The sequence below is a fragment of the Bradyrhizobium sp. LM2.9 genome, assembly GCF_054056555.1.
In genome coordinates this window covers 313,890-335,529 of sequence record NZ_JBSRYJ010000002.1, presented here as the reverse complement: position 1 = coordinate 335,529, position 21,640 = coordinate 313,890, and the positions used below count along the sequence as shown (strand labels likewise).

Annotated in this window: 18 protein-coding genes and 2 pseudogenes; 8 read left to right on the top strand and 12 right to left on the bottom strand. The window is 60.5% G+C overall.

Translation table 11 applies throughout. The features are described from left to right. Window positions 1–13 precede the first annotated feature (13 nt). The 7 genes and pseudogenes from ACVWW3_RS03060 to ACVWW3_RS03030 form a co-directional block, all read right to left on the bottom strand. Window positions 14–667 (bottom strand): flavin reductase family protein, encoded by a 654-nt coding sequence (locus ACVWW3_RS03060; RefSeq protein ID WP_018322613.1) that lies wholly within the window; start codon window positions 665–667, stop codon window positions 14–16. Window positions 668–794: 127 nt separating this feature from the next. After that, a complete protein-coding gene (locus ACVWW3_RS03055; protein ID WP_247341777.1) occupies window positions 795–1,808 on the bottom strand; it encodes an NAD(P)H-dependent flavin oxidoreductase in 1,014 nt (337 codons plus the stop codon). A 22-nt stretch (window positions 1,809–1,830) separates the two neighbouring features. Further along, window positions 1,831–3,018: an acetyl-CoA C-acyltransferase gene (locus ACVWW3_RS03050; protein WP_247341774.1), complete on the bottom strand. Its 1,188-nt coding sequence runs from the start codon at window positions 3,016–3,018 to the stop codon at window positions 1,831–1,833. Between the two features lie 14 nt (window positions 3,019–3,032). Next, the gene (locus ACVWW3_RS03045; protein ID WP_456650951.1) at window positions 3,033–4,163 is read right to left on the bottom strand and encodes an acyl-CoA dehydrogenase family protein; all 1,131 of its coding nucleotides are present in this window, start codon (window positions 4,161–4,163) and stop codon (window positions 3,033–3,035) included. A gap of 23 nt (window positions 4,164–4,186) precedes the next feature. Continuing rightward, window positions 4,187–5,368 carry an acyl-CoA dehydrogenase family protein gene (locus ACVWW3_RS03040; protein WP_247347906.1) on the bottom strand — a complete coding sequence of 394 codons (1,182 nt, stop codon included), beginning with the start codon at window positions 5,366–5,368 and terminating at the stop codon, window positions 4,187–4,189. 13 nt (window positions 5,369–5,381) lie between these two features. Beyond that, window positions 5,382–6,120, bottom strand: a pseudogene (locus ACVWW3_RS03035) (SDR family oxidoreductase). 17 nt (window positions 6,121–6,137) lie between these two features. Continuing rightward, complete coding sequence (locus tag ACVWW3_RS03030) at window positions 6,138–7,490, bottom strand: class I adenylate-forming enzyme family protein (RefSeq protein ID WP_456671863.1); 1,353 nt, start codon at window positions 7,488–7,490, stop codon at window positions 6,138–6,140. Window positions 7,491–7,979: 489 nt separating this feature from the next. Between ACVWW3_RS03030 and ACVWW3_RS03025 the strand changes: the two genes are divergently transcribed. Then, entirely contained in the window at window positions 7,980–8,723 is a 744-nt protein-coding gene (locus ACVWW3_RS03025) for an SDR family NAD(P)-dependent oxidoreductase (RefSeq protein WP_456650955.1), read from the top strand. 70 nt (window positions 8,724–8,793) lie between these two features. Further along, window positions 8,794–9,403, top strand: a pseudogene (locus ACVWW3_RS03020) (glutathione S-transferase family protein). 24 nt (window positions 9,404–9,427) lie between these two features. Here ACVWW3_RS03020 and ACVWW3_RS03015 read toward each other — a convergent pair. Beyond that, window positions 9,428–10,627 (bottom strand): CaiB/BaiF CoA transferase family protein, encoded by a 1,200-nt coding sequence (locus ACVWW3_RS03015; RefSeq protein WP_247347904.1) that lies wholly within the window; start codon window positions 10,625–10,627, stop codon window positions 9,428–9,430. A 100-nt stretch (window positions 10,628–10,727) separates the two neighbouring features. Further along, window positions 10,728–11,360: a 2-hydroxychromene-2-carboxylate isomerase gene (locus ACVWW3_RS03010; protein WP_247341747.1), complete on the bottom strand. Its 633-nt coding sequence runs from the start codon at window positions 11,358–11,360 to the stop codon at window positions 10,728–10,730. A gap of 242 nt (window positions 11,361–11,602) precedes the next feature. Between ACVWW3_RS03010 and ACVWW3_RS03005 the strand changes: the two genes are divergently transcribed. The 3 genes from ACVWW3_RS03005 to ACVWW3_RS02995 all read left to right on the top strand — a co-directional run bounded on the left by ACVWW3_RS03005 (window position 11,603) and on the right by ACVWW3_RS02995 (window position 14,823). Further along, complete coding sequence (locus ACVWW3_RS03005) at window positions 11,603–12,118, top strand: winged helix-turn-helix transcriptional regulator (protein WP_194406779.1); 516 nt, start codon at window positions 11,603–11,605, stop codon at window positions 12,116–12,118. A gap of 777 nt (window positions 12,119–12,895) precedes the next feature. Then, the gene (locus ACVWW3_RS03000) at window positions 12,896–13,027 is read left to right on the top strand and encodes a hypothetical protein (RefSeq protein WP_256468377.1); all 132 of its coding nucleotides are present in this window, start codon (window positions 12,896–12,898) and stop codon (window positions 13,025–13,027) included. A gap of 1,178 nt (window positions 13,028–14,205) precedes the next feature. Next, window positions 14,206–14,823 carry a LabA-like NYN domain-containing protein gene (locus ACVWW3_RS02995; RefSeq protein WP_354105061.1) on the top strand — a complete coding sequence of 206 codons (618 nt, stop codon included), beginning with the start codon at window positions 14,206–14,208 and terminating at the stop codon, window positions 14,821–14,823. Window positions 14,824–15,007: 184 nt separating this feature from the next. Here the strand turns inward: ACVWW3_RS02995 and ACVWW3_RS02990 are convergent, their stop codons facing one another. Both ACVWW3_RS02990 and ACVWW3_RS02985 read right to left on the bottom strand, forming a co-directional pair. After that, window positions 15,008–15,220 (bottom strand): hypothetical protein, encoded by a 213-nt coding sequence (locus ACVWW3_RS02990; RefSeq protein ID WP_456650956.1) that lies wholly within the window; start codon window positions 15,218–15,220, stop codon window positions 15,008–15,010. A 1,100-nt stretch (window positions 15,221–16,320) separates the two neighbouring features. Next, a complete protein-coding gene (locus ACVWW3_RS02985; protein ID WP_456650957.1) occupies window positions 16,321–17,022 on the bottom strand; it encodes a Crp/Fnr family transcriptional regulator in 702 nt (233 codons plus the stop codon). A 457-nt stretch (window positions 17,023–17,479) separates the two neighbouring features. Between ACVWW3_RS02985 and ACVWW3_RS02980 the strand changes: the two genes are divergently transcribed. From ACVWW3_RS02980 to ACVWW3_RS02970, 3 genes are all read left to right on the top strand, one after another. Next, entirely contained in the window at window positions 17,480–18,583 is a 1,104-nt protein-coding gene (locus ACVWW3_RS02980; protein WP_247443160.1) for a DUF2336 domain-containing protein, read from the top strand. Continuing rightward, window positions 18,580–18,903: a PilZ domain-containing protein gene (locus ACVWW3_RS02975; protein ID WP_354105065.1), complete on the top strand. Its 324-nt coding sequence runs from the start codon at window positions 18,580–18,582 to the stop codon at window positions 18,901–18,903. The genes ACVWW3_RS02980 and ACVWW3_RS02975 overlap by 4 nt, the downstream gene beginning before the upstream one ends. A 98-nt stretch (window positions 18,904–19,001) precedes the next feature. Then, window positions 19,002–20,051 carry an HD-GYP domain-containing protein gene (locus tag ACVWW3_RS02970; RefSeq protein ID WP_456650958.1) on the top strand — a complete coding sequence of 350 codons (1,050 nt, stop codon included), beginning with the start codon at window positions 19,002–19,004 and terminating at the stop codon, window positions 20,049–20,051. 469 nt (window positions 20,052–20,520) lie between these two features. On the opposite strand, the gene ACVWW3_RS02965 is transcribed toward ACVWW3_RS02970, so the two are convergent. Beyond that, a complete protein-coding gene (locus ACVWW3_RS02965; RefSeq protein WP_456671862.1) occupies window positions 20,521–21,603 on the bottom strand; it encodes a response regulator in 1,083 nt (360 codons plus the stop codon). Between the last annotated feature and the right edge of the window lie 37 nt (window positions 21,604–21,640).

The window sequence follows — 21,640 nt, the reverse complement described above, 5'->3', positions numbered from 1 at the left end:
GTTTCCAGCTCAATCAGGTCCCGTGGAACTCCGGCTTGCTGCTGCCCGCTGGGCGCTTCATCTCGAACATGTTCTCGGTCCTGACCTCGAGATAATCTCCACCCCGGCCGGCGCGCAGAATGGGACGCGCAAGTGCCGTGTTGTAGACGCCGTCCTCGATCAACGTTTTGTCGATGTAGACCGCGACGACCTCACCAAGCACGAACCATCCTTCGACCTTTTCTCCGCGTGCGTTGGCCAGCTGAGAGACCTCGACGACTTTGCATTCCATGGCGGCCCTGCTCTCGCCCACCCGCGGCACAGCAACGTGGCGTCCGGGTATCGGTGTCAAACCGGCTGCTTCGAACTCGCTCACGCCGTGATCGAGTGGCGTCGCTGTCACGTTCATGCGCTCGCCGAGATCCATGGTGACCAGATTCCAGACAAATTCGCGCGTCTCGCTGACGTTCTTGACGGTGTCTTTCCACGAGATCGAGGAAAATCCGATGATCGGAGGATCGTAGAGGAACGCGTTGAAAAAGCTGTAGGGGGCCAAGTTCAATCGACCGGCTGCATTGCGCGATGAGATCCACCCAATCGGACGCGGCGCGATTATCGCATTGAACGGATTATGCCGGAGCCCGTGGCCTTTCGAAGGCTCGTAGTAGTGGAAGTCGGCCTGGTCCATAAATGCCCCCGAAGCTGCCGAAGGCCGTCGATCTGACCCGTTGAGCTTCAACAAAGATCGACGCACGCATGACCATGCGTGCGCATAGCCTCCGTCAGAACGTCCGGAAGCGGTATGTCCTCCCGGGCTAAGCCATCGCCCGAGCCGCAGCCGGCCGCTGTCCGGCGCCGTCGAGGAAACCAGTCAGGCGCTGCCGGATGAGTCTTTCCGCATCCGCCATGATGCGGTCGATCAGTTCCTTCACGGACGGAATGTCGTGAATGAGCCCGACGACCATGCCGCAGCTCCATGCGCCCGCATCCATGTCGCCGTCGATCATCACCTTGGGATAGACGCCCGCCACCTGGTCATGGATGTCCTCGATCTTGAGGCTCTTGCCCTTCTCGCGCTCGATCTCGAGCAGTTGCTCGACGCCCTTGTTGTTCAGGACCCGCTCTGTATTCCGGAGCGCACGCATCACGAGCCTGGTGTCGAGTTCCGTCGCCGCGACCAGCGCCTTCTTGACGTTCTCGTGCACCGGCGCTTCCTTGGTGGCGATGAAGCGCGTGCCCATGTTCATGCCCGCAGCGCCCATCGCCAGGGCGGCAACCAGGCTGCGCGCATCCGCCATGCCGCCCGAGGCAACGAACGGGATCTTCAGTTCCTCCGCGGCGCGCGGCAACAGGATCATGTTCGGCATGTCATCCTCGCCGGGATGGCCCCCGCACTCGAAGCCGTCGACGCTGACGGCATCGCAACCGATCTGCTCGGCCTTCAGTGAATGCCGGACGGAGGTGCATTTGTGGATCACCTTGATGCCGCCCGCCTTCAGGGCCGGCATGTACTGTTCGGGGCTGCGCCCGGCGGTTTCGACGATCTTGACGCCGCCCTCTCTGATGGCCGCGATGTACTCCGGATAGGGCGGCGCGCTGAAGGTCGGCAGGAATGTCAGATTCACGCCGAACGGCTTGTCCGTCATGTCGCGGCAGCGAGCGATCTCCTTGGCCAGCAGCTCCGGCGTTCTCTGCGTCAGGCCCGTAATCAAGCCGAGCCCGCCCGCGTTGGAGACGGCCGCCGCCATTTCGGCGAAGCCGACATAGTGCATTCCGCCCTGGATGATCGGGTGCTCGATGCCGAACAGTTCGGTAATTGCTGTCTTCACGAATGATCTCCCGCGTTGCCGCTCAGTGGATGATTTCGAACAGGCCGGCTGCGCCCATGCCGCCACCGATGCACATGGTCACCACGCCGTACTTCGCCTTGCGCCGCCGGCCCTCGATCAGGAGATGGCCGGTGAGCCGCGACCCGGTCATGCCGTAGGGATGACCGATCGCGATCGAGCCGCCGTTGACGTTGAGCTTGTCCGGATCGATTCCGAGCTTGTCGCGGCAATAGATCACCTGCACCGCATAGGCCTCGTTCAGCTCCCAGAGGTCGATGTCGTCGATCTTGAGGTTATGGCGCTTGAGCAGGCGCGGGATCGCGGCGACCGGGCCGACACCCATCTCGTCCGGCTCGACGCCGGCAGCGACGAAGCCACGAAAAATGCCAAGCGGCTTGAGACCCTTTCTGGCCGCAATCTTGTCGCTCATGATCACGCAGGCCGAGGCACCGTCCGAGAGCTGGCTGGCATTTCCTGCGCTGATTGTCTTGCCCTCGAACACCGGCTTGATCTTGGCGAGGCCTTCGGCGGTGGTTTCCGGACGCGGGCCTTCGTCCTTGGTGAGCGTCACCTGCTCGTAGGTGACCTCCTTGGTGTCCTTGTTGAACAGCGCCATCCTGGTCGTGAACGGCACGATCTCGTCGTTGAAGCGGCCGGCCTGTAACGCAGCGCCGACGCGGCGTTGGCACTCGAGGCTGTATTCGTCCTGCTTGTCGCGGCCGATCTTGTAGCGCTCGGCAACGACCTCGGCGGTATCGAGCATCGACATGTACATTTCGGGCTTCATCGCCATCAGCTCGTCGTCCACCGCGTGGAACTTGTTCATGTGCTCGTTCTGCACGAGGCTGATCGACTCGATGCCTCCGCCGATCGCGACCTCGACCCCGTCGAGCATCACCGAGCGCGCGGCGACCGCGATGGCCTGCAGGCCGGACGCGCATTGCCGGTCGATCGTTGTGCCGGCCACCGTGATGGGCAGGCCGGCGCGGATCGCGCCCTTGCGCGCCACGTTCATCACCATGGTGCCTTGCTGCATCGCGCAGCCCATGACCACGTCTTCTACTTCTCCGGGCGCGATGCCGGCGCGCTTCACGGCTTCGGCCATCACGTGCCCGGCCGTGGTGGGGCCGTCCGTGTTGTTGAGCGCGCCGCGATACGCTTTTCCGACGGCCGTTCGGGCGGTGGAAACGATGACTGCTTCAGTGGTCATGCCTGCCTCGCTGCTTATGCGGCCGCGTCCAGCTGCGCGTAACGCAGCACATGGAACGCGGGATCGCCGAACTGGATGTTGATGGAGGAGATTCGCTTGAAATAGTGCCCGACGTTGAGCTCGTCGGTCATTCCCATGCCGCCGTGAAGCTGCACCGCCTGGTCGGCGACGAACTTGCCGGCATAGCCGATCTTCGATTTGGCACCCGAGGCGAGCCGCGACAGGCCCGCATCGCCAGCGCTGAGACTGAGGCTCAGATGCTGCATCAGGGAAAGCGCCTCCTGATGTGCGATGAACATGTCGACCATTCGGTGCTGCAGCACCTGGAAGGAACCGATGGTGGTGCCGAACTGCTTGCGCGTCTTCGAATACTCCAGCGTCGCCGAATTCAGCTCGCCGATCGCGCCGACTGCTTCCGCGCAGAGCGCGCCGATGGCACGGTCACGGCAGGCTTCCAGCGCGGCAAGACCCTCGCCTTCTGCGCCCAGCAATTGCCCGCGGACCTCGTGCAGGCCGAGCTCGGCAGCCCGGCGGCCGTCGATGGTCTTGAAGCTCCGGAGATCGACGCCGGTCGCGCGCCGATCGACCACGAACAGGCTGACGCCGCCGCGGTCACGATCGTCGCCGGAGGTCCGCGCAGAGAGGATCAGATAGTCGGCCCAAGGTGCGGCGATCACCATGGTCTTCGCGCCGGTCAGGATGTGGTCGCTCCCCTCGCGCCGCGCCCGCGTCGTGACATTGGCAAGATCGAAGCGCGATGCCTTCTCCGTCCAGGCCAGCGTCCAGATTTTCGAGCCGTCGATGATTTCAGGGATGAAGCTTTGCTGCTGCTCCGGCGTGCCCACGTGCTCGATCAATCCGCCGGCCAGCACCACCGTCTCGACGAACGGCTCGACCACGAGGTGACGGCCGAACTCATGCATCACGATCATGGTCGACAGCGGACCGCCGCCGAGACCGCCGGCGCCCTCGGAGAACGGTGCAGCGAGAAGGCCGAGCGCGGCGAAAGCGTCCCATTGCTTTCGGCTGAAGCCCTCCTCGCTTGCCACGATCTTGCGCCGCGCCTCGAAGTCGTACTGGTCGCGCAACAGGCGCTGGACGCTGGATCGCAGCAATTCCTGCTCTTCCGTGAACTGAATATCCATCCGATCCTCCCGATCCGCCGTGACTAGAGCCCGAGCACGGCTTTGGCGATGATGTTGCGCTGGATCTCGTTGGATCCGCCGTAGATGCTGAGCTTGCGCGCGTTCAGGTATTTCTCCGACGCGGTATGGCCGTAGTCGGCGCCGGGCATGAAGCGGTTGGCGCTGACCGGATGCTCGCGGATGGCAAGGCCGTAATTGCCGATCGCGCGATGGGTGAGTTCGGTGATGGCCTGGAAGATTTCAGTGCCGCGGATCTTGAAAAGCGAGGCGGCCGGGCCAGGATCTATGCCGCGCGCCATCTGGGCGACGACGCGCAGCTCCGTCGCCTCCAGCGCCAGCACGTCGAGCTCGATGCGGGCAATGTCCCGCAGAAATTCGAGATGCGCGGGATCCTCGGCCGGTATTTCGGCCTTCACGATCTGTTTCAGCTTGTTGATGTAGCGGGTGGACCGGCCGATGCCGGCCATGCTGGTGCGCTCGTTGCCGAGCAGGAACTTGGCGTAGGTCCAGCCCTTGTTCTCCTCGCCGATCAAATTCTCGGCGGGCACGCGGACGTTCTCGAGGAAGACGTCATTGACCTCGTGGCTGCCATCGATCGTGATGATCGGCCGCACGGTGACGCCGGGCGACTTCATGTCGATCAGCAGGAAGGAGATCCCGGATTGCGGCTTCGCGCTCGGATCGGTCCGCACGAGGCAGAAGATCCAGTCGGCATGCTGCGCCAGCGTGGTCCAGGTCTTGTGACCATTGACGATGTAGTGGTCGCCGTTGCGCACGGCCTTGGTTCTGACGGTTGCGAGGTCCGAGCCGGAGCCAGGCTCCGAATAGCCCTGGCACCACCAATCCTCGCCGGAGAGAATCCGCGGCAGAAATTTCTGCTTCTGCGCCTCGTTGCCGAAGGTGTAGATAACCGGCCCGACCATGGTGACGCTGAATGCGAGCGGCGGCAGCGTGCCGGCGCGAGAGGTCTCCTGCTCGAAGATGAAGCGCTGCGTGACGGACCAGCCCGGGCCGCCATACTCCTTGGGCCAGAGCGGGGCGATCCAACCCTTCTTGTGGAGGATCCGGTGCCACAGCAGCGACTGCTCCTTGGTCAGGTCGGTCTCCGGATTGGGAACGCGCATTTCCGGCGGATAGTTCTCCGCAATGAAACTGCGCACCTCGTCACGAAACGCGGCATCCTCGGGCGAAAGCTTGAGCTCCATCGCAGCAGGCCCGCTACCACTTCTCGCCGAAGGGGCGGATCTCGAGCTCGAAGGTCCAGGCGCTTTTCGGCTGATGGTAGAGCTGCCAATAGGATGCTGCGACGGAGGACGGAGGCATCAAGGCGTCCGGATCATCCAGCGCGGTGGGCCCGAGAGCCTCCAGTCGGCGTTGCCGCCACCCACTCAGTATCCACGCCGGAATCGATGATGAGATGCGCGACGTGAATATTTTTCGGGCCAAGCTCGCGGGCCATTGCTTGCGCGACCGCACGAAGGCCAAACTTGGCGCTTGCGAAAGCGGCATACCCGCTGCCGCCTCGGAGCGAGGCGGTCGCCCCGGTAAAGAAGATGTTGCCACCCCCGCGCGGAAGCATGAGGCGGGCCGCCTCGCGACCGGCCAGAAAGCCGGAATAGCAGGCCATTTCCCAGACCTTGCGGAAAACGCGTTCTGTGGTTTCCAGAATTGGGAAATTGACGTTCGCACCGATGTTGAAGATGCAGACTTCCAGCGGCGCATGCTTGTCTGCATCGTTGAGGAAGGAGATGATCTCGTCTTCCTTGCGAGCGTCGAGCGAGCGTGCGTGAATCTCTCCGCCGGCAGCCTCGATATCCCTGACGAGCGGAGCCAATTTTTCGCCGTTACGACGGCCGGCGAAGACCGTGAAGCCTTCTGCGGCGAATTTTTTGGCGATCTCGCCGCCGATGAAGTCTCCGGCGCCGATGACGGCCACGGTCGCGTTTCTCTTTTGCAAGATGTCCTCCCGGTAAGTTAGATGTGTTGCCTGCGGAATTCGGGCGTCTGCACCGCAGGGGTTGCGCCGCCTTCGCGCAAGCTCTCCGCGAGCTTGTGCTTGAGTATCTTGCCGGTCGACGTCGCCGGCAAGGCATCGAGGATGACAATTTCGGACGGCCGCTTGTAAGAAGTAAGCTGAGACCGGACAAAATGCATCAGGGTCTCTGGTGTCGTGCAAGATCCTGGCAGCAACTGCACAAAGGCCACGATCTCCTCATTGCCGTCCGCGGCACGACCGACCACAGCGGATTGCACGACGTCCTTGTGTGAACTGAGGACAGCTTCGACCTCCGCGGGATAGACGTTGAAACCGGAACGAATGATCATTTCCTTGGTGCGGCCGACGATATACAGACAATCGCCGTCGAAACGTGCGAGATCGCCGGTGTTGAACCAGCCCTCGCTGTCAATCACCTTTGCGGTAAGCTCGGGGGCACGATAGTACCCCAACATGACGTTGCGCCCGCGAACATGCAGCTCGCCGACTTCACCTCCTGCCGTCGGAAACCCTTCGATGGTTCGCACCCGCGCCTCCACACCCGGCAGCAGCGTACCAACAGCCTGATCCGAGCGTGGTCTGTCGAAACGTACGCCTGATATTCCCGGCGAGCATTCGGTGATCCCGTAGCCGTTGAGCAACGGAAGCCCGAACTCCTCTTCCACACGCAACTTCAAATTCAAATCCAGCGGCGCGCCGGCGACGGCAATCAAGCGCAACGAACCTCGGGGGAGTTGTTCCACGCCTGATACGCTCTTGTACTCCAGCAGGCGCTGATAGGTGGCAGGCACGCCATTGAGAATGGTGACGCCCTCCTCCGCGATGGCCTTTGCAGTCGCGGCAGGATCGTATTTGCTGACCATCCGCGCCGTGCCGCCAACCATCAGCGTCATCATCAGGAGCGAGATGCCGACGATATGCGAGATCGGCAACACAAGATAGATCTTGTCCTTCTCGTTCATCCTGCGGAAATACGCGGTGGTCTTTGCGCTGATCAGAAGGTTGTCATGCGAGAGCATCACGCCCTTGGGAGTCCCCGTCGTTCCGGACGTGTAGATCAAAACCGCGACTTGCCTCGCTGGATCGGCCTCCACCGGCTGGACCACCACGCTTTCGTTGAGCGGACCAACACCAATTTCCGACAGCGCGCCAATTCGCCGATTCTCGGCGCCATAGCGAGAGGCGTGAGCAGCGGCCTCGTTCGAAATACCCGACGTGAACAACATCCGCCGGGCGCCGCTGTGATCGCGGATCTGGTCCAGTTCGCGCGCCGACAAGCGCGGGTTGGCGACAATCGCCCAGGCGTCGAGCCGGCTCGCCGCCAGCAGCAAAGCGGCAAGCGCAATACAGTTCTCGCTGACAATGATCATCCGATCGCCGGCCCCTGATCCCCAGCGATGAGAGCATGGTGGCGATCTCGCCAACGCGCTGCTCCAGATCTCGATAGCTCCAGGAAGCCCCGTCCTCGACCAGCGCAATCCGGTCAGGCGCTCTGGCAACCGGTCCTGCCGTTACTTGATGGATTCGGCTCGGCAAGCCGACAACAATCTCGTCGACACTGATCGTCTCTGAAAGCTCCAGCACGACTGACCTCCCGACCGACCATGCCGACTTTGCAATGCGGCACACTTGGCTTCGACTTATAGTTCTTTTTTAGAACTCGTCAATCGATAAATCGTCGTCGGCCTTTTCCGGAGTCGAATGGACAATCCATCCGCGAGTATCGTTTTCTGCGCGACTCTTAAGAACCTCCGTTTACAACGCATCATCCGGCAGCTAGTCTATAGTATCAAATAAGAACTTAAAGGGGAGGATCGAGGATGGCAGCGAGCCGCGGTGTAGCGATACTTGTCGGCGCAGGCGATGCCATTGGCGCGGCGGTCGCCCGGCGTTTTGCCCGAGGCGGCTATACGGTTTGCATTTGCAGACGCGATGCGTCCAAATCGCAGGGACTCGTGGCCGAGCTGAGGGCTGCGGGGCATGACGTTCACGCATTCAGCGTGGATGCGCGTCAGGAACCAGAAGTCCAAGGCTTATTCACGCGGGTCGAGAAAGAGCACGGGCCTGTCGAGGTTTGCCTCTACAATGCCGGCTCGAACGTCAACAAGCCTCTGCTCGAGACCACGGAGAAGTTGTTCTTCAAAGCTTGGGAACTCGCCTGCTATGGTGGTTTCCTGGTTGGACGTGAGGCGGCTCGCGTGATGCTGTCGCGCGGACGCGGCACCATCTTCTTTACGGGTGCGACGGCAAGCGTGCGTGGCGGCCCGGGATTTGCAGCATTTTCATCAGCGAAGTTCGGCCTTCGTGCAGTGGCACAGGCGATGGCGCGCGAGCTTGGACCGAAGAACATTCACGTCGTGCATCTCCTGATCGACGCTGGCGTGGATAGCGAGGCGATTCACCAACGCATAAAGGCAGCGAAGGGGATCGAAGCAAGCGACATTCCGCCCGATAGCCTGACCAAGACGTCTTCCATTGCCGAGGCGTATTGGTTCACCCACCAGCAAAGCAAAGATGGCTGGACCCACGAGCTCGATCTCCGTCCGTCCGTGGAGAAATGGTAACATGAATGCGACACCAGACCTGACCCTGTGGGGCGTTGGAACGAGTCGCACCATTCGTCCGCATTGGGCCATGCACGAACTGGGCTTAGCCTACAAGACAAGGCCCATTGGCCCGCGAACCGGCGAAACCAAGACCGCGGAATACTCGAAGCTCAATCCGCGCCAGAAGATCCCGCTGCTTCAGGATGGCGACTTCTGCATCGGCGAGAGCGCGGCGATCGTTGCCTACCTGTCGCGAATGTATTCCACGACGGAACGCTCGCTGATTCCGGAAGCCGCCCGCGAGTATGCGGCGTGGCTGGAATGGTGCTTCTTTATCGTTCGCGGAGCTGGATTCCACCAGCCTTTACGTGATGCGTCGCCATCGGGCCGATGCGCTCGGCCCGATCTACGGCGTCGCGCCCGAGGTCGTCGCCCAGGCCGGAGAGTATTTCCGCCAGCAGTTGCGCCATGTCGAAGTCGCGCTCGCAGACGGCCGTCAGTTCCTGATGGGCGACCGGTTTACCAGCGCTGACATCCTGCTCACGACCTGCCTGGAGTGGGCCATCGCCTATGGCGTCGGCATTTGCGACAACGCTCAGCCCTATCTCGAGCGCATCAGGAAACGGGAAGCTTTCCAGCGCGCCGTCGCGGCGAATGCCCCGCTGGCACCGATCACGCCGGCGCCGGCGAAGACCTAGAGTACGGCCTCGTGCGCTTCGCCGTCAGACGGCGACGCGCACGCTGCGCTCTGCGACCATCTTGTCGATGGCGGCGTCGTCATAGCCCAGTTCGTGCAACACGTCGCGCGAGTGCTCACCGACCCTGGGAGCGGGCCCACCGATCGCGGCCTCATTGATCGCAAAGCGGGCTGCGGGTTTAGGTTGCCGCACCCGCCCGACCTTCGGTTGATCGAACTCCGCGATGATTTCGCGCGCGACCACCTGTTCGTTGTGGATGATTTCGCCGCGCCGCAGGATCGGCGAACAGGGGACGTCGGCGGCATCCAGACGCTCCAGCCATTCTGCGGTGGTGTGCTGGCTAATATATTCGGCCATCTTGTTGATGCGTGCCGTGGCGTTGACCGAGCGCGCCGATGGCGTCGCAAACCGGGGATCCTTGGCAAGCTCGGGATCGCCGGAGGCCTGGCAAAACCCCTGCCATTCGGAATCGGAAATGGTGCCGGCGGTGATGTAGCCGTCGCTGGTCTTGAACACGAGATCGGGCCGATCGTTGGGATCGGCAGCAGCAGCCTCGGCACCCACCACCGTGTATTGCATCATGCCTTCGGGCCACAAATACGAGATCATCGCATCAAGCATCGCAACCTGAATGTGATCACCCTGCCCGGTCTTCTCGCGGGCATAGAGCGCGGCCGCCACCGCCTGCGCGGTGAACACCGCGGTGGTCTTGTCACAGACGATGGTGCGGATCATCTGCGGGCGGTTCGTGACCGGCTGCGACTGGATGTCGGCAAAGCCCGACAGGCCCTGAATGATCGGGTCGTAAACGCGCTTCTTCACATAGGGTCCGGTGTCGCCAACACCGCTGATCGAGACATAGATCAGGCGTGGATGCCGCTGGCGCAGCTCATCGCCGCCGAGACCGAGGCGCTCCATGGTGCCGGGCCGGAAATTCTGCACCAGCACATCCGCCTTCGCGACCAATTTGGCCAGAACCTCACGGCCGGCCGCGCTTTTGACATCAATCGACAGCGAGCGCTTGCCACGGTTTGAAGAAATGAATAGCGCGGAGAATTCGCCATCCTTATCAATGGTGGCGCGGCTGCGCCGGGTAATGTCGCCGCCGATCGGCTCGATTTTCAGGACGTCCGCGCCCTGATCCGCCAGGAACATGGTCGCGAAAGGACCCGACACTACGCCTGTCAAATCGAGGACACGAACGCCGTTGAGGGGGCCGGGCATGACATTCTCCCTAAATTGGTTTTGTTATAAGGCCGACTGAGCTTTCGTCATGCAGGCGCGCGGACGTCTGCTCGGCTCTGCAAGGCTCCAGGTCCTGGCCTTAGGCCGTCTTCGAAACGGGCTGGCCAATCTGCTCGACGATCGACTCCTCCACATCGCGGAGCTGGTCCTTGCCGAAGAACATCTCATTTCCAACGAAGAAAGTCGGCGAGCCGAATGCGCCGCGGTTGACGGCGTCGGTGGTCCGATCGATCAGCCCTTTCTTGACGTCATCCTGCTGCGCACGCGCAAGCAACCGATCAATATCGACGCCTGAGGAGATGAACGCTGCTCGGAAGGTTTCGAGATCATCCATCTTCTTCGGCTCCTCCCACATGTGGTGGTACGCCGCGCGGAAGTAGGGTTCGAACACGCCTTCGAGCTGCGCCGCGACGGCGCCGCGCATCAACATCAGCGTATTGACCGGAAAGAACGGATTGGACCGGAACTTCGTTGCGTTATGACGGCGAATGAAGCGCTGTGTCTCCAGCGCCTGATACTCCGGCTTGTTCTTGATGCCACGAAGGGATTCGAACGGGGACATGTTGCCCGTCGCCTTGAAGATGCCGCCGAGCAGGACCGGGACATATTCGAATTTCACGCCGGTGCGCCGTTCGATTCCCGGCAGGGCCAGTTCCGCGAGGTAAGCATTCGGACTGCCGAAATCGAACAGGAATTCAACTTTGAGAGACATGTCAGCTCCTCCCGCAGAGCGCGATGTTGGTCAGATTTGGGTGATCGTCCAGGCCGAACGCAGGCTGTCACCCACTTGTATAGTTCTAAAATTGAACTGTCAAATCTGCTCTGAAATCACGAGGTTTGGGCGACCGACGGGGGTATTGTATCCACTTTAGTACCTATCTAGAATGGTGTGAGCGGCGCATGCCCCTCCCCCCTGATTCGAGCGGAACAGGCACCGGCCGACCGGAGAGCAGAATGAAATGGGATGAACTTGAGGAAGAGCCGTGTTCGATGGCTCGCACCATCGGTGTGATTGGTGACCGCTGGACTCTTCTAATTCTCCGCGAATGCTTCCTGCGCACGCGCCGCTTCGAGGGTTTTCAGTCAGCGCTTGGAATCACACGGCATTTGCTCGCCGAGCGGTTGAAGAAGCTGGTCCGGCAGGGCGTCCTGCGCCGCATTCCGTATCAGGAGTCGCCTAAACGCCACGAGTATATCCTGACGCAAAAGGGCCTCGACCTCTATCCGATCATGATGGCGCTCGTACATTGGGGCGACACCCACATGGTCGACGAACGCGGACGTCCCCTGCTGCATGAGCACCGCAAGTGCGGAAAGATGTTCGACCCCGTGATGGTGTGCTCGGAATGCGGCGAGCCGCTTTCAGCCAAGGAAGTTCATGTCCACCCTGGTCCAGGTGCGCGCCCGGCTCCAGAGAGGGTCTTGCTTGACAAAAAAGCAAAGCCGAAGCCCCGCAGGAAAGCGGCGTAACGGCGACGCGCCGCGTTTCCCCCGCAACGGCCGCAGCACTGCGGCGGCTAACTCTGCGCCATCGGCTGGGTGAACTACAGTTTGACGCCCCCCGGTGCAGAAGCGCATCAGTTCGACTGACTATCCGATCGGCTCGCCATGACCCTCTGTTCTACGGCAGCGCGTAAGACGCCAGCCCGAGCAGCCTCTGCAGGACGTCGCTTGGTTCGATTCTGGACCGAGCATTAGAAGCTCAATTTCCAAACGCGCCAAAAAATTCGGCAGGAATGGAGCTGCTTACGCAACGAACTCAACGGCTTGTAAGCTGGCTGGCGACCCAGTGCTGATCGCACCTGTCTCTAGGTCATTTCCCGGCAAACAGGGAATTTTGCGGGGAATTTGATCGTTTCGGCTTCGCAACTGCCGCTGGCGAAAGAAAAACCGGCCTGTTTGCAGGGCGTTATCGCGAATACCCTATGCCACGTATCAGCGAAATTTGAGCAGATATCAGCGAACTTCCGGGGATGAGCAGCGAATTTGTATCCTGCGACGCCGGAGACAGCGAGCACCACGCCTGCCTGGTTATTCTGCCTGGTTATTCTGAAAAGAGAGACTCGGGCGCCGGCAAAAAAGAAGGCTCTCCGGGCAGCTCGATTATCTGCTTCCAAGTCGAGGTCGTGACACCGAACAGAACGCAGCCTGACTGGCTTGTGCTATCGCCAAAGGCCGGGCCCCAGTTTTGGTTTGCTGTTAAGCCGAGAGAACTCACCTCGTCATGGCGGCGGCGGGATCAGCCGGGTGGAATGGCGCATCAGCGGCGTCACGGCCGGCGTGGACACACAGGTGTCCGCGCCGACAGGCCAGCCGACACGGCTCAGCCGCGGCCCGCTGCTCGATGCCGGCGACAACGCGATCGAGGTCGTGGCCTAAACGCCGCGAACCTGCTCGGCGTCGCTCCCCGCGCGATTGTACGTCGCCTCGCAACTGGTCGCACCGCCCGGCGCCCCGACCCAGCCGCCGCTGGGCGACCAGCCGCCGGTTCGACCAGGCCGTGGCTGTTTCGTCTTGGTGGCCGGCGTTAACGACTATGCCGATCCCCGCATCCAGCTGTCCTACGCGGCATCGGATGCAAAGGACGTCGCACGCGCCTTCCGGGGCCAGCGGCAAGACAGACCCGCGTCCTGCAGGACGACGTCACGCCGGTGGCGGCGGCAAAGCCCAAATACGAACTGTCGCAGACCGCGCAGCTCCAGGTTTAGCCGAACGCGGGCGGAACCGTCGTGCGAAGCCTCTCCACAAAGACGGTGGTCACGGTGATCGAGAGCAAAAATGGGTGAGTCGCTGATTGCAACCGATCGCAAGCCGCTCGGCTACATCGCCACGAGGGACCTCGCTCCATCCAGTAGAAGCGTCAGTTGAAGGCATCACTCCGATCGGAGCACGCGACGCGGTGTAAGCAAGCGCCGAACTTTGATCCCTATCGCCTTCCAACATTGACCCCACACGTGATGAGCAATGGCCCAAGAAATTAGGCAGTGTTGGCCGGGGTGAACCTTCAGCCCCGATCGGGGTCAAACCGTGCGGCGAATAACACGCAGAATGGCTGCAAGGATTCGGTCGGGCGTTCGGCTCCAGTATCTCGGCTTTCAAGTCGACGATTAGGCCGGCGGGGAAATTCGATTCCGATACGGAGCGGTCAACAGCAATTGGAAAACCGCCCTTGCTGCCATGTACTGCGCAGCAGGCCTGCTCCGCTCGCTTCCAGTCAGAACAGAAATCCCTGACCGGTCTATAACGGACCATCGCCAGGCGCGGCCGCGCCTATAAATGGAAAGATCAAAGAGAGGAAAATCGCCAGCGATCATGGCGGGAACACCCTCAAACAGGCACATGGAAATAGACAGGATACATTACAAATCTGACAGAACAACTTTCGGCTAATGTCAGAGTTCCAAGGCTGCGTGCTTCTCGAAAATAGTTGAAGCTTAAAGCTTGGCGCTACTCGACGATCTCCGGTAGCGATTTATATAGAATGCGACCGATAATCGGCGTCGCGGATCCGGGATGCTTGCAAGACCCGAACTTGCCCCACCGAAAGCGTGAACTAAATGTCACCTTCCTCTACCGACAAGATCGCGCTCTTCATCGACGGAGCCAATCTCTACGCGACGGCGAAAACTCTGGGCTTCGACATCGATTACAAGCGCCTGCTGAAGGAATTTCAGAGCCGCGGGACACTGACGCGGGCGTTCTACTACACCGCGATCATTGAGGATCAGGAATACTCCTCGATCCGCCCCCTGATCGACTGGCTGGACTACAACGGCTACACGGTCGTGACCAAAGCGACCAAGGAGTTCATCGACGCCTCCGGCCGCCGTAAGGTCAAGGGCAACATGGACATCGAGCTCGCCGTGGACGCCATGGAGCTCGCCGAGCACATCGACCAGATGGTGCTGTTCTCGGGTGACGGCGACTTCCGCTCCCTGGTCGAGGCCGTTCAGCGCCGCGGCGTGCGGGTCACCGTGATTTCCACGATCGCCAGCCAGCCGCCGATGATCGCCGACGAGCTGCGCCGCCAGGCCGACGTCTTCACCGACCTCGTCGAACTGCAGGCCAAGCTCGGCCGCGATCCGTCAGAGCGCCCCGCCCCGCGTGACCGTGAAGCGCGTGGACACATGCCAAAATTCTTGCAAGAGCCGAAAAGGAACGACCCTGCCGGCTAGACAGTTAAGGACCGCCCGCATCGGCGAATCTGGGCGGACGGACTTCAATAGAAGAGCATCACCGACATCCACGCCGCCAGCGACGCGCAGAGACCAATTCCAAGATAAGGCAATGCAAGGCGCATCGGGTTTCTCCTCCGAGACGCGAAATATGCCTTAGCTTCACATGTCGGCCGCCCAATGACTACGAATCTCCGGTTGTGCCGCCGCCGCTGCCGGGCGGCGACTTGCTGGTGCACTCGGAAGCAGGCGTATGCTCGACCCGGGCACCGGTTTGCTGCTGGTGAACCTGCTCCTCGGCGTACAAGAGCACCTTGCGCCGCGTATCCTGATCGGTCAGCTTCTGAAAAGCCCTCATCAACCGCAGCATTTGAAGATCTTCGGTGCCGTTCGCCATGGCAAAATCTCGTTAAAAAGGTGGCATCTCCAATGGGAAAGTTATGCAACGGTTCACCCGGCGGAGGAACGTGGAACTTCGTCGAAGGTTAAGGTCTGCTGGCCATAGCCGCCGATGGCTGGCGGAGCGGCTCCGATCCACCTCTCCAAGACACCCGGCCGGGGGCCGTCTCTCCGGCAAGAGCTGTTCTCATGACATGCGTCACCAACGCGACGACCCCGGCTTGGTCTGCGAGAACAATTCCGCGCCTGCCCCTGTGGCGACGCCGGTGCGCGTCAAGGGCGGAATGCCGCGTATGCCCAATGGCTTTGTTTAAGGTCGAGATCGACAAGGTCCGCTGGCGGGTCCGGGTATGAATTCGTGCCGGCGATCGCCTTGAGCGCAACGTAAGGGCAGCCAAATCATGACCGAAAAGAAAAGCGCGAAGAAGTGTAAGGCGTCCGCAAGGGAGAGCGCGTCAATCCTCCGTCCGCAAGCAACGGCGTTCGATACGGTTGCTATCTATCGCCCTTCCCTCAAGTTGCGTTCCTGCAATGCAAAATCCCAATTCGGTTTTGGTCTTGTTAGGGTTAGGGATCGCCTTGCTCGGTGTTTGGCTTTTTCTGGGGCCGCTGAGCGTGTGGTGATCATAGGCGCCTCGCTACCGCTTTCCATCTGGCGTCGATCGGATTAGCAATGGGCCCCGCGCGTCGGGGTCCGCACCTAACCGCAGCGCGGGGCCTTATGGCCGCCGGCATCGCTCGACAGCCGGATCATGTTGCACACAGCTTCTTAACCGGCCAGTTCAAAATGCGGGCTTGGAAAAGGGTCGTAGGATCTGCGCGATGTCGTACTGGTGGAGGGCCTGCCGACGGCTAGTCCCGGCGGCGCCCTGAGCCGGAGCCGCTAGGCAGACCTAGGTCGAGCGTTGAGACGCACCAAGGCGCCTCTGGCGACCGCCGTCGGCTCGCCCAAGGTGCTCTGACCAGCCGCGGCCGCTTGGATCAACTGTTCCGCGATGTACTTACGGCTCTCGTGATCGCCGCCACGCGGAAGTTCTCGGCACACCTCCTCCAAAATGAGGTCCATGTTCGCACGCAACCGAGAGCTTATTTCGCCCATCAAAATGCCGCATCCACGGATGAGCACAACATGAAAGTTCCTGGAGGGTTAAAGCCGGCGGACGTGTGCGCCGACGGACAAACGCCGTCTGCGCGGAGACCCTGAAGGACGCGATTGACGTGCACGATGCTTAGCCCAAGCGCCTCGGCCAATTCAGGTTGCGTAACAGGAAACTCAAACTCGTCATCGCCGACGAGTCCGACCGCCGCCAAGCGCTCGCGCATTTCGGCGAGAAGATGCGCCATACGGGCCGGTGCTTGGCGCACTGCCACGTTGACGATCCACTCACGGAAGATTGCGGCGTCGATCAGGGTTTCGCACCAGAAAGCGCGCGCGACTGCGGGCCGCTGCTCGATCAGTGCCGAAAGAGCGGAATGGTCGACGAAGCCCAGTGTCGCCGCGGATATTGTCGCGAGATCATGATCCATAACCCTGAGAAAAAGGCTCTGTAAGTCCGGAATGTCTCCCGGGATGTGGAAGGACAGGATCTGACGCTTGCCGCTCTCGGCAATCTTAGACCGGCAGAGGAAACCACTTAGGACCAAACAGCTACGTTTGGGGCAATCACCTTCACGAACGACGCAAGTGTCGGCTGTAAGCTGCTTTACATCGACGGGCAGCGTCTTGACTGCGGCGGCGTCCTCGTCGGACAGCCGAGTGTTCGCACGCAATCGTCGGATCAGGATTTCTGTGGGATGCATGATGAGTCTCCTGATGGCTGAGGGCAAGACCATCCGTTAAGGTCGGTTCACAGATGCCAAGAACACCTAATCCAAGTTGCAGGGCCAGGTGCAATTCGGACGCTACGACGAAAAGCCGAATCTCTCCGGAGTAAGGAACGAGTAATAGGTCCGAGCGGTCCTCATATCCTCTTATTCAGTTTAACGAGATGAACTGACCGTGCGATTGCTCCTGGCTATACGCGACGAGTTCGATTGTTGTCGAAAGCGTCTCCTGTCGCGCCGGCATGGACGCTTTGGTCATCAATACTCACGCAAAGTAGGCGAAACGGCGCGGCCTGCCGGTTTCGATGATATTTTAAGGCAATTACAGTTGCACAATACCCGTGAGACCCAGATGAATAAAACCTATGTTAACAACTTCGGCGCGTAATACATAAATTGAATAACTGCATTTATTGACGATTAAGGCCGACCAATGACCGCAATTTCCGCAGCCGATGTTATTGTCGAGTTGGACGCCACCATTGCTGGGAGCTCATCTGAACGTTGTGTTCGGATGCTTCGGCGCATCGTCGAGCTGCTTGTCGCCGAGAACAGCCGGTTGCAAGAGCCGCACGTCGGCCTGCTCGACGACGTCCTTGTTCGTCTGATCGCTCGGATTGCCCCCGCCACTCTCGTCGAGCTCAGTACAGCTCTTGCAGACTTGCGGGCGGCTCCGAGAACGACGTTGCGGCGTCTTGCCTCATGCGCAGACGCCGCGATCGCAGTCCCCGTTCTGCGTCAATCTCCGGCGTTGTCTCCGCGGGATCTTATGGAGATCGCGGCGTCCAGCAGCGAGAGTCACCTCCTCGCCATTGCTGACAGGCGCGAGATCGAAAATGCGCTGACGGACGTGCTGTTGCAGCGCGGCAGCAGCAAGGTTTGTCTGGCGCTTATCGGAAATCCAGCCGCGGGATTCTCTGAAGTCGGCTATTCCATCTTGATCGGCAAGGCCGAGCAGGATGACGAGATCACCAAGGCTCTGGCGTTGAGGCCAGGCACACCGGACATGGTTATCCGAGCGCTGCTATCGGCATCTCCACGGGCAGCAACCGTCACGAACACCGACGCGCGTCCGTCCGCATTTTCAGGCGCAACCACGTCCTCCGAAATGCCGGTAACGGTGAACCGCCCTTGGGACGCAGAGTACGCCGCTGCGAGGCCGGAGATCGTGTCGCTGAACCGCGCCGGCAAGCTGAACGACTCGACCGTCAATCGGTTCGCTATCCGGAGCGAGACCGCCAATCTATACACCGCGCTGTCGGTGCTGTCCGGAGCACCCGTCGAGGTCGTGGAGCTCGTAATGGCGGAGTCCGATTGCGAAGGCTTGGTGATGGCGTGTCGGGCGTCGCGCCTGAATTGGCAGACGACGCTGGCCATCCTCAACAATCGCGGCCCGCGTCCTTCATTCGGCGAACGCGAACGAGCTCAGGAGCTGTTTGAAAAGCTTCATCTGTCGACCAGCCAATGGTCCGTTCGTTGGGGAGAAATCTCCGCGAGCGCCGACCACTGCACTGCGAAATCGAGAGCGCGACGATGAAATTCGATGGCCGTAACGCCTCTCGAGTGCGGATGGACCACAGGCAGGCCGTCAACCTGATGGGCTCCGACGGCACCTGGCGGCGAAGCTGTGTCCTGCTCGACGTCTCGGACACGGGCGCCAAGATCGAGGTCGAAGGATCGCTCGACGTTCTCAAGGCCAAGGAGTTCTTCATGCTGCTGTCGTCTACGGGACTGGCCTATCGGCGCTGCGAGCTGGTCTGGATTGACGGAACCGTCGCTGGGGTTCACTTCATCCACGCGGATGGCAAGAAAGCCCCAAAGACGGCCAGCGACAGAGCCGAGTCGAAACAGCCATAAGCCGAGCAGTTTCATCGAACTCTAATCTGATGCAATGATCGTGTGGAATCTGACGCAGGCCCATTCAGACCGGCCCCCTTCAAACAGAGGCATCAGTCATGTTGGTACATGTCCTGGCTGATACTTCCGATAAGCTCTTCGGGCTCTGCTCGGTCCTTGAAAGGCAATTCACTGTCGAGGGCGAGCGGCTCGACGTGGAGGCAAAGCTACCGCATGCGCCTGCCGCCGTCGTGATCCGTGCCGATCTACGATCTGTCGAAAACATTGCCGCACTGAAAACGAGAGCTGCGCGTCTCGCCAAGGCCGGCAAGCGGATCTTCCTCGTCGAGCAAACCTCCCGCGTTTGCATCTCGCAAGCCTACGCGCTGGGCGCCACGCTCGTTTTGCCCGGCAAGATCGATCCGATCAAGCTCATGGCCGCGCTGTCCGATCCGCCGCGGAGCGAAACTAGTTCGACGTGCGACATCTCGCAGCCTAATGATGCGGTCGAGGCTGCGGCCAACGCCATCACATCGTTGTTCACTTTAGTCGCACTCGGAGAGCGGATTGACGTCGACGGCACCAAGGAGGCCGGCCGCATGATCACCAACCGGATTTCCGAGCACGGGCTATCCGAATGGCTGACCACGGTGCGGCGCCATCATGAGGGAACCTACCAACACTGCCTTCTCGTAACCGGCGTCGCGATCGATTTCGGCCTCAGTCTCGGCGTCCGCAAAAGCGACCTTGAACGGCTCTCTACCGCTGCGATGTTCCACGACATCGGAAAGGCCAGGATTCCCCTAGCGGTTCTGGACAAGCCGGGACGCCTCGATGACAACGAGCGCGCGCTGGTCGAGACCCATCCGGCAGCGGGTTATGACGTGCTGAAGGAGCACGGCTCTATCTCATCCGAAATACTCGACTCCGTCCGGCACCATCACGAGTATCTCGACGGCAGCGGCTATCCCGACGGCCTCTGCGCCGAGAACATCACGGACATCGTTCGCATCCTCACCATCTCGGATATTTTCGCGGCGCTGATCGAGCACCGGCAGTACAAGCCGACCATGCCCCGTGAGGCGGCCTACGACATTCTCTGCAGCATGAAAGGAAAGCTCGAGAAGGCGCTGGTCGTCTCGTTCAAGGAAGTTGCGCTAGCCAGATGAGATTGATGCACGGCACGGTGGACCTCATCAGCTTCCCCGCAAATCACGAGAGAATCATAGCAAAGCGGCTTTCACTCTATCAGGGTCATTTGTTAAGCTAGCGTGAGCAAGAGCCAAGAGCCGAGGTCTGCTATGGGTCAAATTGCGAACTCTAATCCATCGAATTGGACCTAAGGACGGCTCCACTCGTCCGAAAGCCGACGTAGGTTCAGAAGGTGACACGTTCGAAAGTGACCGGCCTCATCAACTGAGGAGGTCATCATGACCGCCGTCTCAAATGCCACAGAGAACGTCCAAAAGCGCCTCCCGTGGAACAAGGGTAAGATTGTTGGCGCCAAGCCGCCACTTCGGCCGAAGCACGTTTGCTCTATCCGGACGAAGCTCCAGGTTGAGGGACGATCCGCGATGTGGCTGTCAATCGGCGTTGGACTGGTTATTCCATGCCGAAACACAATTCGATCGGACTAAGTCATCTCAAGGACGTTGTATATGCCGCTATCGGACGATGCAACCCCTTGAGCGTCAGTTCACCCACGGGCTCCGCGGTCACCCTCGCGTCAAGCGCTTCCCGTACCTTGCTATCGACGAGAATCTGACTGTCGCGCGCCTCCGCGCAAAGACGGGCAGCCAGATTTACCACGGTTCCGATCGCGCTGTACTCAGAACGTCCCTCAAAACCGATAGGTCCGAGGGTCGCATATCCAAATGCAATGCCGACTCCAAATCCAAGTTCGTGTCTTGCACGCCGCCATTTCATCGATAATTCCAACAGGCGGCTTCGCATCGCGATAGCCATTTGGACAGCTCGCTTGCATGGATCTGTACAAGGAATCGGATCGCCGAAAATCACCATGATTCCGTCGCCCAGGAACCTCTCCAACGTGCCTTCAAACTCGTGGACAAGGGAGCCTAAGGTGGCATGATATTCCTGCATCACCGCCATCACCTCTTCGGGCTCGGCAATCTCTGCGAACGCCGTGAAACCTCGAAGGTCACCGAAGACTATTGTCACCTGTCTGCGGTGGCTCGCTAACGGCTCATATGTCGATGAAGAAAGAATCAATTCCGCTATCTGCGGCGAGAGAAAGCGCTTTAGACGGCTGACCCGTTCAATTTGCACAACCTGCTCCGCAACACGCTGCTCGAGCGTTCTATTCCACGCGGCGAGTTCGATCGCCTGAGCTTCAACTCGGTCATGTAACTCCTTAATGCGTAACATGGAACGAACACGCGCAACGAGAGCGGCATGGTCGACTGGCTTGGTCAGATATTCGTCGGCACCCGCGTTAAGTCCAGTGACGACATCCTGTGAGTCGGCTCGCGCCGTCACCATGATGATTGGAACAAATCCAAGCGTCGTATCGACCTTCAGTCGCCGGCAGACCTCAAAGCCATCGATCTTCGGCATCATGACGTCGAGGAGGACAACGTCCGGCGCGACTTCGCGCACGACCGCGAGCGCCCTCTCGCCGTTTTCAGCCTCCATGGTCTGATAACCCTCGGCGTCGAGGCGAGCTGTAAGAAGGCAGCGGTTCGTTTCGTTGTCATCCACGATCAAGATTCGGGGTGGGACATGCATCTCTGCTCCA